Annotated in this window: 12 protein-coding genes and 1 tRNA gene; 8 read left to right on the top strand and 5 right to left on the bottom strand. The window is 70.3% G+C overall.

Going from position 1 to position 12,510, the window contains the following annotated elements:
• Nucleotides 1-3: 3 nt before the first annotated feature.
• From ACIQCY_RS15235 to ACIQCY_RS15220, 4 genes are all read left to right on the top strand, one after another.
• On the top strand, nt 4-2,052 hold the full coding sequence (locus ACIQCY_RS15235) for a flagellar biosynthesis protein FlhA (protein ID WP_400484746.1): 2,049 nt from the start codon (nt 4-6) through the stop codon (nt 2,050-2,052).
• Nucleotides 2,027-3,289 carry a hypothetical protein gene (locus ACIQCY_RS15230; RefSeq protein ID WP_400484745.1) on the top strand — a complete coding sequence of 421 codons (1,263 nt, stop codon included), beginning with the start codon at nt 2,027-2,029 and terminating at the stop codon, nt 3,287-3,289. The genes ACIQCY_RS15235 and ACIQCY_RS15230 overlap by 26 nt, the downstream gene beginning before the upstream one ends.
• A gap of 4 nt (nt 3,290-3,293) precedes the next feature.
• Nucleotides 3,294-3,614, top strand: coding sequence for a carbon storage regulator CsrA (gene csrA, locus ACIQCY_RS15225; RefSeq protein ID WP_400484744.1), 321 nt, complete (start codon nt 3,294-3,296; stop codon nt 3,612-3,614).
• A 113-nt stretch (nt 3,615-3,727) separates the two neighbouring features.
• Nucleotides 3,728-3,970 (top strand): acyl carrier protein, encoded by a 243-nt coding sequence (locus ACIQCY_RS15220; RefSeq protein ID WP_400484743.1) that lies wholly within the window; start codon nt 3,728-3,730, stop codon nt 3,968-3,970.
• Between the two features lie 115 nt (nt 3,971-4,085).
• Here the strand turns inward: ACIQCY_RS15220 and ACIQCY_RS15215 are convergent.
• Nucleotides 4,086-4,158, bottom strand: a tRNA-Thr gene (locus ACIQCY_RS15215).
• Nucleotides 4,159-4,377: 219 nt separating this feature from the next.
• Here ACIQCY_RS15215 and ACIQCY_RS15210 point away from each other — a divergent pair.
• Nucleotides 4,378-5,118 carry an HAD family hydrolase gene (locus ACIQCY_RS15210; protein ID WP_400484742.1) on the top strand — a complete coding sequence of 247 codons (741 nt, stop codon included), beginning with the start codon at nt 4,378-4,380 and terminating at the stop codon, nt 5,116-5,118.
• On the opposite strand, the gene ACIQCY_RS15205 is transcribed toward ACIQCY_RS15210, so the two are convergent.
• Genes ACIQCY_RS15205 through tmk form a run of 3 tightly spaced genes read right to left on the bottom strand, consistent with a single transcriptional unit; the run spans nt 5,073 to nt 8,511 of the window.
• The gene (locus ACIQCY_RS15205) at nt 5,073-6,656 is read right to left on the bottom strand and encodes an alpha/beta hydrolase (RefSeq protein ID WP_400484741.1); all 1,584 of its coding nucleotides are present in this window, start codon (nt 6,654-6,656) and stop codon (nt 5,073-5,075) included. The two genes, ACIQCY_RS15210 and ACIQCY_RS15205, sit on opposite strands and share 46 nt — an antisense overlap.
• Nucleotides 6,653-7,837, bottom strand: coding sequence for a DNA polymerase III subunit delta' (locus ACIQCY_RS15200; protein WP_400484740.1), 1,185 nt, complete (start codon nt 7,835-7,837; stop codon nt 6,653-6,655). The genes ACIQCY_RS15205 and ACIQCY_RS15200 overlap by 4 nt, the downstream gene beginning before the upstream one ends.
• Nucleotides 7,834-8,511 (bottom strand): dTMP kinase, encoded by a 678-nt coding sequence (tmk, locus tag ACIQCY_RS15195; protein WP_400484739.1) that lies wholly within the window; start codon nt 8,509-8,511, stop codon nt 7,834-7,836. The genes ACIQCY_RS15200 and tmk overlap by 4 nt, the downstream gene beginning before the upstream one ends.
• Before the next feature lie 154 nt (nt 8,512-8,665).
• On the opposite strand from tmk, the gene ACIQCY_RS15190 reads away from it, so the two are divergent.
• From ACIQCY_RS15190 to ACIQCY_RS15180, 3 genes are all read left to right on the top strand, one after another.
• Nucleotides 8,666-10,474 (top strand): DUF222 domain-containing protein, encoded by a 1,809-nt coding sequence (locus tag ACIQCY_RS15190; protein ID WP_400484738.1) that lies wholly within the window; start codon nt 8,666-8,668, stop codon nt 10,472-10,474.
• Nucleotides 10,475-10,674: 200 nt separating this feature from the next.
• Nucleotides 10,675-11,874 (top strand): trans-sulfuration enzyme family protein, encoded by a 1,200-nt coding sequence (locus ACIQCY_RS15185; RefSeq protein WP_400484737.1) that lies wholly within the window; start codon nt 10,675-10,677, stop codon nt 11,872-11,874.
• Nucleotides 11,875-12,074: 200 nt separating this feature from the next.
• A complete protein-coding gene (locus ACIQCY_RS15180) occupies nt 12,075-12,404 on the top strand; it encodes a DUF2516 family protein (protein ID WP_400484736.1) in 330 nt (109 codons plus the stop codon).
• A gap of 16 nt (nt 12,405-12,420) precedes the next feature.
• Here ACIQCY_RS15180 and ACIQCY_RS15175 read toward each other — a convergent pair.
• Nucleotides 12,421-12,510 (bottom strand): integrase core domain-containing protein (locus ACIQCY_RS15175; protein ID WP_400484802.1); only part of this gene is annotated, 90 nt, incomplete at its 5' end.

Below are 12,510 nucleotides of genomic sequence, written 5' to 3'. Positions count from 1 at the left end.
ACCATGCGCTCCTCCCTCCCGAAATTCCTGGTGCCCGTAGGCGTCGTCGGCATCGTCCTGCTCCTCGTGGTGCCGGTGCCGTCCATGCTGCTCGACGTGCTCATCATCATCAACATCGTGCTGGCACTCGTGATCCTGCTGAACACCATGTTCGTGCGCAAGCCGCTGGACTTCTCGGTGTTCCCGTCCCTGCTGCTCGTCGCCACGCTGTTCCGCCTCGGCCTGAATGTCGCCTCGACCCGCCTCGTCCTCGGCGAGGGCTATGCGGGCGAGGTCATCGAGGCCTTCGGGCACGTCGCCGTCGGCGGCTCGATCATCATCGGTGCGGTGGTCTTCCTGATCCTCGTGGTGATCCAGTTCGTCGTCGTCACCAAGGGCGCCGAACGCGTGGCGGAGGTCGGGGCGCGCTTCACGCTGGATGCCATGCCGGGCAAGCAGATGGCCATCGACGCCGACCTCAACGCCGGGCTGATCACGGACACGCAGGCCCGCGAGCGGCGTGCGGAGGTCTCCGCGGAAGCGGACTTCTACGGGGCGATGGACGGTGCGTCGAAGTTCGTGAAGGGCGACGCGATCGCCGGCATCATCATCATCATCATCAACCTCGTGGGCGGCATCGCGATCGGCATGCTGCAGGACGGCCTGCCCGTCACCGAAGCGCTGACCACCTACGGGCTGCTGACCATCGGCGACGGACTCGTCACCCAGATCCCGGCGCTGCTCATGGCGGTGTCCACCGGCATGATCGTGACCCGCTCCAACGCCGAGGCGGACATGGGCTCGACGGCCGCGCAGCAGCTCGGCCAGTCGCAGAACGCCCTGCGCATCGCGGGAGCGGCGGCGATCGTCATGGCGCTCATCCCCGGCATGCCCAAGCTGCCGTTCATCGTGATCGGTGCCGGCCTGATCGTGATCGCACAGAGGCTCAAGAGATCCGATGACGACGCCCGGACGGCCGCTGCGGCACTCGAGGCCCAAGCCGCCGCGCCGAGCACGGACACCACCGACGACCTGCTGGAGCAGATGCGGGTCCACGCCCTCGAGGTGCTGCTCGCGCCGGACCTCGTGGACGTGGTCACCGGTGCCCCCGACGACCTCCTCGGACGCGTCCGAGCCCTGCGCCGCAAGATCGCCCTGGAACTGGGCGTCGTCGTGCCGCCGGTCCGCACGCGGGACAGCATCGACCTGCCGCCCGCCACCTACGTCATCAAGATCGCGGGTGTCGAGGCAGGCAGGGGTGAAGCGCCCCGCGGAAAGGTCCTCGCCCTCGGCGACAACCTGGCGCACCTGCCCGGGACCGCCGTCGTCGAACCCGTGTTCGGGCTCGCGGGGAAGTGGGTGCCGTCGGAACTGCGCTACAACGCCGAGCTCGCCGGCGCCACGGTGATCGACCGCGTCTCGGTCCTCGTGACGCACCTGTCCTCGGTCATCACGGCGAACGCCGCACGCCTCCTCACGCGCGAGGACGTCCGCGTCCTGACCGACGGCGTGCGGCAGGTCAGCCCGTCCGCCGTCGAGGAACTGGTCCCCGGGCTGCTGTCCCTCGCAGAGGTGCAGCGCGTGCTGCAAGGCCTGCTGTCCGAGCAGGTGCCGATCAACGACCTCGCCCGCATCTACGAGGCGCTGACGCTGAAGGCGAAGTCCTCGTCCGATCCGGAGGGCCTGGTCGAGTCCGCACGCCTCGCGCTCGGGCCGGCGGTGACCCAGCAGTACCTCGACGGCGCACTGCTGCGCGTCATCATGATCGATCCGCTGCTCGAGCAGTCCATGCTCGAAGGGCTGCGCCCGTCCGACCAGGGCACGCAGATCCTCCTCGACCCGGCCCGGACGGAAGCCGTCCTCGCCTCGGTACGCTCCACGGTGGCCGACATCGAGTCGGCAGGGCACACCGCGGTGCTCGTCTGTGCACCCGCGCTGCGGCCGGCCCTCAGGCGCCTCGTGGGACCGCAGGCGGCGGGACTTCCCGTGCTGTCCTACCAGGAGGTCACCAGTGCCGACGTCGCCATCGAGACGATAGGAGTGGTACGTGGCTCCGCAGCTGTTTCATCTTGAGGGTCCGTCGCTCGAGGAGCTGAAGACCCGAGCGGCAGCCCTGTACGGTCCGCGTGCGCTCATCGTCTCCGCGGAGCTCGTCACGGTGGGCGGCATCCGTGGCGTCCTCGCGCGGAAGCACTACGAGATCGTCGTGGAGGTGCCGGAGCACGACGGCGAACCCGCCCCCGCCACCCGTCCCCGCGGCCGGCGGAGCACCGAGCCCAACCCTTCGGGTCTCGATGCCCTGCTCCTGCAGGCCGAACTGGATGAGGTGCGCCTCGCAGGCGGTTCCGGCGTCGTACCGCCCGCTATGCGCCGATCCGGAGCGGGGGACGCGGCGCCCGCCGGCGTCTCCACCGACTCGGGCCTCTTCGCGGCACTCATGGACAACCTGACATTCGCGACAGAACCGGCGGAGCCCGTCGGCGAAGGGTCCTCCCGTCCCGGCGCCGCGACCCGGTCCGCAGACCCGGCGTCGGTCCCGGCGTCGGTGCCGGCGGCGGTCCCGGCGGCGTCGGCCCCGATCACGCAGGAACCGGCGTCGGTCTCGGCGGCGTCGGTCCCGATCGCGCAGGAACCGGCGGCCGGTCCGCCCTCCGTGATCCCGCACCTCGCCCCGGATCCGGCGGACCCCGCGGAGCTGCCGGTCCTGGCAGGGCTCGTGCTGGAATCGGCGGAGGCCTCCCCGCCCGTTCCCGCCGTCCTCCGGGCACCCGGAGACCTCGTGGTCGTGGTCGGTGCGCCGGCGGCGGCGTGGGAGGTCGTCCTGTCCATGGCGGCGGCCTTCGCCGGTGGACTACCGGCCGCGGCCGCGATCGCGGGCCCGCCCGGCTGGCTCAGCACTGATGCCCGGAGGGTCGATGACCGGCTCGACGCCAACACCGCACGCGCCGCGGGCGTGGACGGCGGGCACGCGGTGTTCCTCGCACTGGCCTCGGAAGACGCCGTGACGGACGGGAGCCTCCTGCTCGCCCTGCGCCCCGACCAGGTGTGGGTCGCCGTCGATGCCGGACGCAAGGAGGCGGACGCGGCCGCGTGGGTCGGCGGCCTGGCGAGGAGCATGGAGCGTGCCGGCCTCGAACCGGCCGGGCTCGCCGTCGTGGGCTCGTCGACGACCGCGACACCCGAGACGGTCCTCGCACTGGGCCTGCCCGTCGGCTGGCAGGACGGACGCCCCGCAGGCGCCGTGGCACCTCGGCGCCGGCGCAACGCGCCCCGTGGTCGACGCCGGGCCGAGCAACCCGGGATAGGGTGAAACCGTGCTTGTACTAACGCGGAAGGTCGGGGAGCAGATCCTGATCGGGGACGACATCGTCATCACGGTGCTCGATTCCCGCGGCGACGGCATACGCATCGGCATCGACGCCCCCCGAGGAGTGAAGATCCAGCGTGAGGAGGTCCTGCGCGCCGTCACCGAGGCGAATCTGGCTGCGGCTGCGGCCGATGCGGACGGGGCCGACGCCCTGAAGGCCCTGCTGCAGTCGGGTGCCGTGGTCGCACTCCAGCACGCGGACACGGAACCGCACACGGACACGCACACAGACACGCACACGGTCGACGGCCCGGTCGACGGCGCCTAACAGACTCCCGGCACGGGGGCGAGCACTCCCGATGGTCCGATTCCGCGTTGCCGCGCCGAATCAGCCGGTCCTAGCCTGACACCACCTGTTCATACCAAGCATGGAGGTGCCTCATGGCTACTGGCGAAACCGGGTTCGACGACGTCTCGTTCGACCTCATCTCACTGCAGTACCACTCGCTGAAGGCCGGTCACGACTACGGCCAGTACGTGCGTGACGCCCGGAATGCAGGTCGCGACGACATCGCTGACTTCTTCGAGCAGGTCATGGCCCAGGATTCGGAGCGTGCGGCCAGGTGCCACGCATTCCTCGGCGAACTGACGGGATCCGCCGAGTCGGGACCGGCCCTCAGCTGAGCCGTTCCGTCCGGATCCGAAGAGCCCGCGGCGGTGTTCCAGCGCCGCGGGCTCTTCCCACCCTGGCCTGCGCACGGAAAAGCCCCGGCGGCGAACCGTCCGGGGCTCTCGGTAGAGCCTCCTGCCAGAGTCGAACTGGCGACCTTCTCATTACGAGTGAGACGCTCTACCGACTGAGCTAAGGAGGCAATGCTTCACGGTCCAGGGCTAGCCCGGGGTCCAATCCACAAGCCACGAGTTTATAGGAGGTTCCGGCCCGGGGTCAAAATGGCCGCGGCGACGGGGAATTAGCGCCCGGTTCATTCGGCTGCCGTCTGGTGGTCGCCTGCGGGTCGGGTCCATGCCGGAGGCTCAGGGGCACCCCGTGCACCGGACGCAGCGGGTTCGGCTGGCAAAGGGGACGCCGCATGGCGCAGGACCGCTCATTCTCGCTCGCTGTCATCGACATGGCGGGCACCACCGTCGACGAGGGCGCCCTGCAGGAGGAGGCCTTCAGCCGTGCACTGGCCACCCACGGCGTGCGGGAGGGGTCCCACGCCTTCGAGGCGATGACGGCCTACGCCCGACGGACCATGGGCACGTCCAAGGAACTCGTGTTCCGGTCCCTGTTCGAGGACGCCGTCACCGCTGTCGACGTCAACCGCTCTTTCGAGGCGGCGTACGACAGCCTGCTCGCCCGGCACGGCGTCGAGCCGATCCCCGGCGCGGAGGAGGCGATCCTGGCGCTGCGCGGAGCCGGGCTGAAGATCTGCCTGGCCACCGGGTTCGGACGCCACACGCAGAACATGATCCTGGAGTCCCTCGGCTGGATGGGGCTGGCCGACCTGAGCCTCTGCCCCTCGGACGCCGGGCGGGGCCGTCCGTTCCCCGACATCATCCTCACAGCGGTCCTCGCACTCGACATCGAGGACGTGCGTTCCGTACTGGTCGCGGGGGACACGACGTCGGACGTGCTCGCGGGGCAGCGCGCGGGAGCCGGCGCCGTCATCGGGGTCCTGACCGGCGCGCACTCGGAGGCCGAGCTGCGGCTGGCCGGCGCCGACGTCGTCCTGCCGTCCATGTGCCACCTTCCGCAGTGGCTCGGGTCGGAGCCGGAGAGGACTCAGCAGCGCGTTCCGTCCGCGGGCACGGTCCCCTCGATGAAGTAGGCGTCCACGAGGTCCAGGATGCAGTCGTTGGACCGGCCGTAGGCGGTGTGGCCTTCGCCCTGCCAGGTGACGTGCACGCCGGACTCGAGCTGTTCCGCCAGCGCGGTGGACCACTCGTACGGAGTGGCGGGATCGCCCGTGGTGCCGATGACGACGATCGGATCCGCACCTTCCGCGCGCAGGGGAGCAGGGCCGAGGACCGGCGGGTACTTCCACGGAGCGCAGGTGATGCCGCCGTACGCGAGGAACCGGCCGAACGTGGGCGACGCGGCGACCAGTTCCTGCTCGTCGGCGCGCATCTGCGCCGGATCGCTCGTCATCGGGTAGTCGAGGCAGTTCACGGCCAGGAAGGCGGCCGTCGAATTGCCCGCGTACGTCCCGTCCGGCTGGCGCTCGGCGGAGAGGTCCGCCAGGTAGAGGATGCTCGACGGGTCACCCGCCAGGGCGGCGGTGACCGCCTGCGTGAGCGTGGGCCAGTTGCCGTTGTCGTACAGCGGCAGGATGAATCCCTGGACGAACGTGGAGACCGGCACGAGGCGGCCGTCCTCCGCGGCCATGGGTTCACGTTCGACGTCGGCGAACAGTTCCTGGATCCGGCGCACGCCGTCGTCGACCGTTCCGGGGTAGGGGCACTCCGGCCCCTGCTGGCAATCGGCGACGTACGCGCGCACCGCCCGCTCGAAGCCGCCCGCCTGGCCGAGGGTGACGTCCTCGTTGCTCAGCGAGGGATCGATGGCCCCGTCGAGGACGAGGCGCCCCACGCGCTCGGGGAACAGGTCGGCGTAGGTCGCGCCGAGCTGGGTACCGTAGGAGAAGCCGAGGTAGTTGAGCTTCTCGTCGCTGACGACCGCCCTCAGGATGTCCATGTCGCGTGCCGCCGACTCCGTGTCCACGAAGCCGAGCATTTCACCGGTGCGTTCGGCACAGCGATCCGCGTACTCCTGCGCGTCGGCGGTCATGAGTGCCAGGAGTTCTTCCTCGGGCACGTCCACCGGGTAGGACTCCTGCCGGGCGGCATCCTGCTCCGCGTCGGTGAAGCACTCCACCCCATCGGAGCGGTTGACCCCGCGGGGATCGAAGCCGAGGATGTCGTAGTCCTCCCGCAGCCGATCGCTGGTGACGTAGTCCAGCGAGTCCTTGACGATGTTGAAGCCGGAACCGCCGGGCCCACCCGGGTTGACGAGGACGGTTCCCTGGGCATCTCCCGTCGCGTCGGACCGGATGGCCGCGATGTCGACGCTGCTGCGGCCCGGGTCGCTGTAGTCGAGGGGTACCTCGATCGTGGCGCAGGAGAAGGATCCCTCGCACGTCTCCCACTGCACCTCCTGGGTGTAGAAGCCGCGAAGGTCTTCGTCCACCTCTCCGACCGCGGCGGGATCGGCGGTCTCGATGCCCGTGGCGGGGGCGTCCCCCCGGTCGTCGGGGGAGGAGAGTGTGCACCCGGCCAGGCCGAGCACGACGGCGGCGGCCGCCACGAGGGGTGCCAGGGACCGACGGCGGGGTGACCGGCCGGAGGTGTGCAGCGTTCCAGGGGTCATCGATCGAGGTCCTTCCGGGACAGGAGGCTCACCGTCATCGCTTCGATCGCGAGGAGGGGGGACACGTTGGTGCTGACGAGCCGCGTGCGGACTTCGTTGATCGCTTCGAGCCGCAGGAGGGTGTCTTCCGCGCTCTCCCGGCGGGCGAACTCCTCGAGTTCGGGCCGCAGCGGTTCGTTGACGAGAGACTGACCACTGGAGACCTGCAGCATCAGCACGTCCCGGTAGAAGGAGATGAGGTCCGTGAGCGCCCGATCGAAGTAGTCGTTCTTGGACCGCTTGGCCCGCCGCGTCTGGTCCTCCTCGAGGCGCTTGATCTGCGCTCGCACGGAAGGCGGCAGGGTGCCCGTCTCCGGAGCTCCGAGGGTCGCCAGCAGGGCGGCCCTCTCCTCGGCGTCCCGCTGCTCGAAGGAGCTCTGGGCCTCCGCCTCGGCGAGCTTCACGAGGTCCGCCGCGGCGCGCATCGCACCGGCCACCGAACGCAGCGTCAGGGGGAGCCGCACGATCTGGTTGCGGCGCTCCCGCGCACCGTCGTCGGTCGCCAGCCGCTTCGCGACCCCGATATGGCTCTGGGCTGCGCGCGCGGCTGCTTCCGCCGTGGCGGGGTCTATGCCGTCCCGGGCCACGAGCAGTGAGGCGACGTCCTGCACGGGCGGCAGCCGGAGTCCCACGGATCGGCACCGCGAGCGGATGGTGACCAGGACGTCGCCCGGACTGGGTGCGCAGAGCAGCCAGATGGTGCGTGGCGGCGGTTCCTCGATGGCCTTGAGCAGCACGTTGGTGCTGCGTTCCTGCATGCGGTCGGCGTCCTCGACGATGATGATGCGCCAACGGCCCGTCGACGGCTTGTCCTGTGCCTTCCGCACGAGTTCACGCGCCTCGTCGATGCTGATGGTCACCTTCTCCGTGGTGACGTTGGTGAGGTCGGCATGGGCTCCGGAGAGGACGGTGCGGCACGCCTTGCACATGCCGCAGCCGCGCTCGTCGAGGGCCTCGCGCTCGCACAGCAGCGCCGCTGCGAAGGCGCGGGCTGCATTGGAGCGGCCGGAGCCGGGCGGGCCGGTGAAGAGCCAGGCGTGGGTCGGCGCCCCGGACTGGGCGGCGCGGCGCAACTGCTCCACGACCTGCTCCTGGCCCCGCAGTTCCGCCCACACCCCCGTGGTCGGCAGGCTGGTGCTCATGCGGCCACCCGCGGCAGGGCCCCGAGGATGGCCCGGTGGAGTTCCTCGGGCGTATCGGATGCCGTCAGCACGAGGTACCGCCGGGGCTCCTGCCGGGCGAGGTCGAGGAAGGCGGACCGGATGCTGGCATGGAAGCCGTCGGGCTCGGACTCGAGGCGGTCTTCCTCGGCGGCACCCGCGGTGCGGCGGCTGCGACCCTCCGCCGGGTCGACATCGAGCAGCACTGTGAGGTCGGGGCGGAGCCCCTCGGTGGCCCAGAGGTTCACATCGAGGACGGCCGCAGTGCCGAGCCCGCGCCCCGCTCCCTGGTAGGCCACGGAGGAATCGATGTAGCGGTCGCAGACGACGACGTCGCCACGCCGCAGGGCCGGCACGATCACCTGGTGGACGTGGGCCGCGCGCGAAGCCGCGAACATCAGGGCTTCGGTGCGGGCATCGATCTCACCGTGGCCGTGCTCGAGGACCAGGGACCGCAGCTTCTCCCCGATGGGCGTGCCACCGGGCTCACGCGTGCGCACCACGGTGCGGCCGCTGTCCTCGAGGGCCCGGCAGAGCAGTGCTGCCTGAGTGGACTTGCCGGCGCCGTCGCCACCCTCGAGCGCTATGAAGAGCCCGGGAAGCCCGTGCGGGAGGGGATAGGTCACGCGCTCAAGACTACCGAGTGTCGATGACATCCAAGCCACAGCATCAGTGCTGTACCCCGCACGCCCGTGCAGGCGGGGCGGGGATTACGTGGTCCGTGCGCCGGCCGACGCGGACGCTCGGCGAGTTGTCCACATACGAGCCGGTTCGCGATCGTTCGAAGATGCGTACTAATACTCTCGGTTCATGGCACTCGCGTTCTCGGAGGAACTCGTTACAACGGCACAGGCCCTCGGGCTGGTGCGGTCTCAGGTGGTGAGCCTCGGCCGACTGTTCGAGGCGGAGGCCGGCTTCACACCCACCGCAGATCTCGCCGAGTCGCTGTGTGCGCTCGAGCAGCTTGCGCGGGTGGTCTCGTACTTACAGGTCGTGGGGGCGGCCGCAGCAGATCGGCGGGACATCGCGACCGTCGGTGAGCATCGGGAGGCCCCGGGCCGGCTCGGCTGTCCGGTCGGTCCCGACAGCCCCCGGGAGTTCAAGGACACCGCCGAGTATCTCCGGGCCAGGATCGGGATCACCAGGGCCGAGGCGCGGAGGCGCATTCGCCTGGGGGCGTCGGTGTTACCACGGCGGACTCCGACCGGCGAGCCGCAGCCGGCCGCCCTCGCGTCCGTTGCGGCCGCTTTCGGCGACGGGATGATCAGTTCGTACGCCGCAACCCAGATCAGGGACGCTGTCGAACGGGTCAGGCCGTCTGCACTGCCCGAGCCGCTGCAAGCCATGGAGGACGGGCTGACCGCCCAGGCCGTCGAATCCGACGAGGACCTGCTCAACGTGGTCATCCGGCGGTGGGAGTCGGCTCTGGATCCGGACGGCGCCGAGCCCACGGATGAACTGCTCAGGAAGCAGCAGGGTGTGTTCCTCCGCGGAAGGCGTCGGGGCCTGCACCGGCTCGACATCGCGGCGGACGATGAACAGTTCGAATTCCTGCTCACCGTCATGAACACCGCCACCAACCCGCGTACCGCGCGGGACCGGGAGATGTCCGATGCCTCAGCATCCGGGGGAGCGGATCATGCTGACAGGCCTTCCGGCGGGGGTGCGGGGGATGGCGATGCGCCGTTGTGGGAGCGCCGCTCCCGGGCGCAGCGGCTGCTCGACGGGCTGGTCGGAGCCTGCCAGGTGGCCCTGGCCACCGATACGCTCCCCGCCACCGGCGGGCATCGGCCACAGGTGATGGTCACGATCGACTACCAGGCACTGATGTCGGACCTGCAGGAACGTGGAGTGGTTCGCAGGGACGTCCATCCCGTCTCCGAGCGCGGGGCAGCCACTACCCATCGGACTGACCGCGCACAGCCATCGGGGTCGGCAGACCAAGGTCCGGGCTGCCTGCACCCGAGCGATGGGGCGTGCGGAGACCGGAGCCACGGGTCGCTGCAGCGCACCCCTGGACCGAGCGACCAGGGGCGCCGCGGCAACAAGGACGAGTCGATTCCCCGTCCCCGGATCGCCCCCGAACCTCCGGGACGGGGGTACACCGTGTTCGGCGGCCCGGTCACCGCGCAGACCGTGCGGAAGATCGCTTGCGACGCCGATATCATCCCGGTGGTGCTGGGTGGCGGCGGGGAAGTGCTCGACGTCGGCCGTGCACGCAGGTTTTTCGGTGTGGCGCAGCGGCGCGCCCTTGTTGCGCGGGACAGGGGCTGCTCGTTCCCCGACTGCACGGTCCCGGCAGTCTGGACCGAGGCGCACCACATCACCCCTTGGGCTGGCGGCGGAAGGACGAACGTCTCCAACGGATGCCTTCTGTGCTCGTTCCACCACCGGCTCATCGAGCGGGGCAACTGGACGATCGAGGTCGAGCGCGGCATCCCGTGGTTCACGCCGCCGCGCTACATCGACCCTGATCGCACCCGGAGGCGGAACAAGCACAGGGAACTGGCACTCCCACGACCGGATGGCGAGGAGTGTTCGCGCGCCGCGCCTCGAAGCTTCCTGTCCCTGGAGGAGCCGTCGGAGCAGTCGTTCGAGGAGTCGTCGGATGGGCGGTGAGGCGGTGAGGAGGTGGTCGCCGTTGCGGTAGTCCATGAATCATTCGGCGGCCGGCTCGGTCTGCAGGAGGGCGCGGCCTTCGGGAAGCGCCGGGAGGTGAGGCGGGCAGGCAGCCGAGCAGACGAGCGGATGGGCCCTAGGTCCAGTCGATTGTGAAGGCTATTTTTTGGACATACCTGATCCCGACCTACGCTGGCACCATGACGAAACCTCGCGAGGACCCGCTGCACTCCGACCTCGCCCCCGACACCCTCACCGTTGCGGCAGGGCGTCCTCCCCGCGAACATGACTCGCCCGTCAACGTGCCGATCGTCCTCTCGACGACCTACCACGAGACGCGCGCGCCCGAGGCGGGTGACCGCATCTATGCCCGCGGCTCCAACCCGACCTGGGACCCGTTCGAGGAAGCCCTCGGCGCACTCGAGGGCGCCCGGCTGCCGGCCCTCGTCTTCGGTTCCGGCCTCGGTGCTGCCGCCGCGGCGCTGTCCCTCGTCCCCACCGGGGGAGCGGTGGTCATGCCACGCCACGCCTACGCCGGCTCGATCAGCCTCGCCGCGGACCTGGCCGCACAGGGCCGCTTCGAGCTGCGAACCGTCGACATCGCCGACACCGCAGCCGTGCTCGCGGACCTGGATGCGCTCGCGGCACGCTTCGACGCCGGCCAGGTGATGCTGTGGCTCGAGAGCCCCACGAACCCGATGCTCGAGGTCGCCGAGCTGTCCGTCCTGACCGACGCCGCGCATGCCGCCGGGGCCGTGGTCGTCGCGGACAACACCTTCAACACCCCCATGGTGCACCGGCCGCTCGAGGCGGGTGTGGACATCGTCCTGCACTCCGTCACCAAGTGGCTCGCCGGCCACTCCGACGTCGTCCTTGGCGCGCTCATCACCTCTGATCCGGCCCTTCGCGCGCGGCTCCTGGCGCACCGGACCCTGCACGGAGCCATCGCGGGGCCGTTCGAGGTCTGGCTCGCGCTGCGTGGACTCCGGACGCTCGCCCTGCGCATGGAGCGGAGCCAGGCCACAGCGGCATTCCTTGCACACCGGCTCGCCGACCACCCCGCGGTGCGCCGCGTGCGGTACCCCGGCCTGCCCACGGATCCCGGCCACGAGCGCGCCGCCGCGCAGTTCAACGGCTTCGGAGGCATCGTCAGCATCGAGCTCGACGACGTCGCAACGGCCGACGCCCTCGTCGCGGCGGTCCGGCTCTGGCTTCCCGCAACCTCGCTCGGCGGCGTCGAGTCGCTCGTCGAACGACGGCGGCGCCAGCCGGCCGAGCCGCTCACCGTCCCCGAGGCTCTCGTGCGCCTCTCGGTCGGCATCGAGAACCCCGAGGACCTGTGGGCGGACCTCGAGCAGGCCCTCCGGCAGGCGGCGGGTGGGCGCGACGGCGGACTCTGAGCCGTAGTCCGTCGGATGAACCGGTGTGTTCTGTAAACCGGTCCGTCCGGTGCTCCGGTCTGTCCCGTACTCCGGTCTGTCGCGTGCGCTGGTCCGTCCGGATGAGCGAGTCCCTCGTGATCGACGGCCGACCATAGCAGCATCGGCCACCCGTCGACCGCCCGCTGTGTCCTCCGAAGCGGGCCAGCTAAGCTGAACCTGTGGCTCTCGTCTTCGCAATCCAGTACTACCTGTACCTCGCGCTCGGCCTCGTGGCCCTGGGCATCGAGGTGTGGGCCTTCTCCGACTGCGTGCGGCGTCCCGGCACGGCCTTCGAGGCTGCGTTCAAGCGGACCAAGGGCTTCTGGCTCGCCCTCACGGGTGGTGCCGTCGTGGTCGGCCTGCTGTCCGCCCTGGGCAGTCGCGGAGGGTTCAACCTCTTCCAGCTCGTCGCCATCGTCGCCGCCTGCGTCTACCTGGCGGACGTGAAGCCCGCCGTCAGCCAGACCTCGGGGCGCGGCGGCAACCACGGTCCCTACGGCCCCTGGTAGGTATCCCTAGCTGTACTTAGACAGCAGGTTGGTTGCACCGGGTAATGGGTGGTTTGCCTCCGAGGCTGCCGTGGGGGCGCTGGTGGTTGTAGAAGTGTAGCCAGTG

The organism is Arthrobacter sp. NPDC092385 (genome assembly GCF_044755105.1).
Classification (GTDB): domain Bacteria; phylum Actinomycetota; class Actinomycetes; order Actinomycetales; family Micrococcaceae; genus Arthrobacter_D.
The sequence above is the reverse complement of the archived record's forward strand: the minus strand, read 5'-3'. Positions and strand labels throughout refer to the sequence as shown.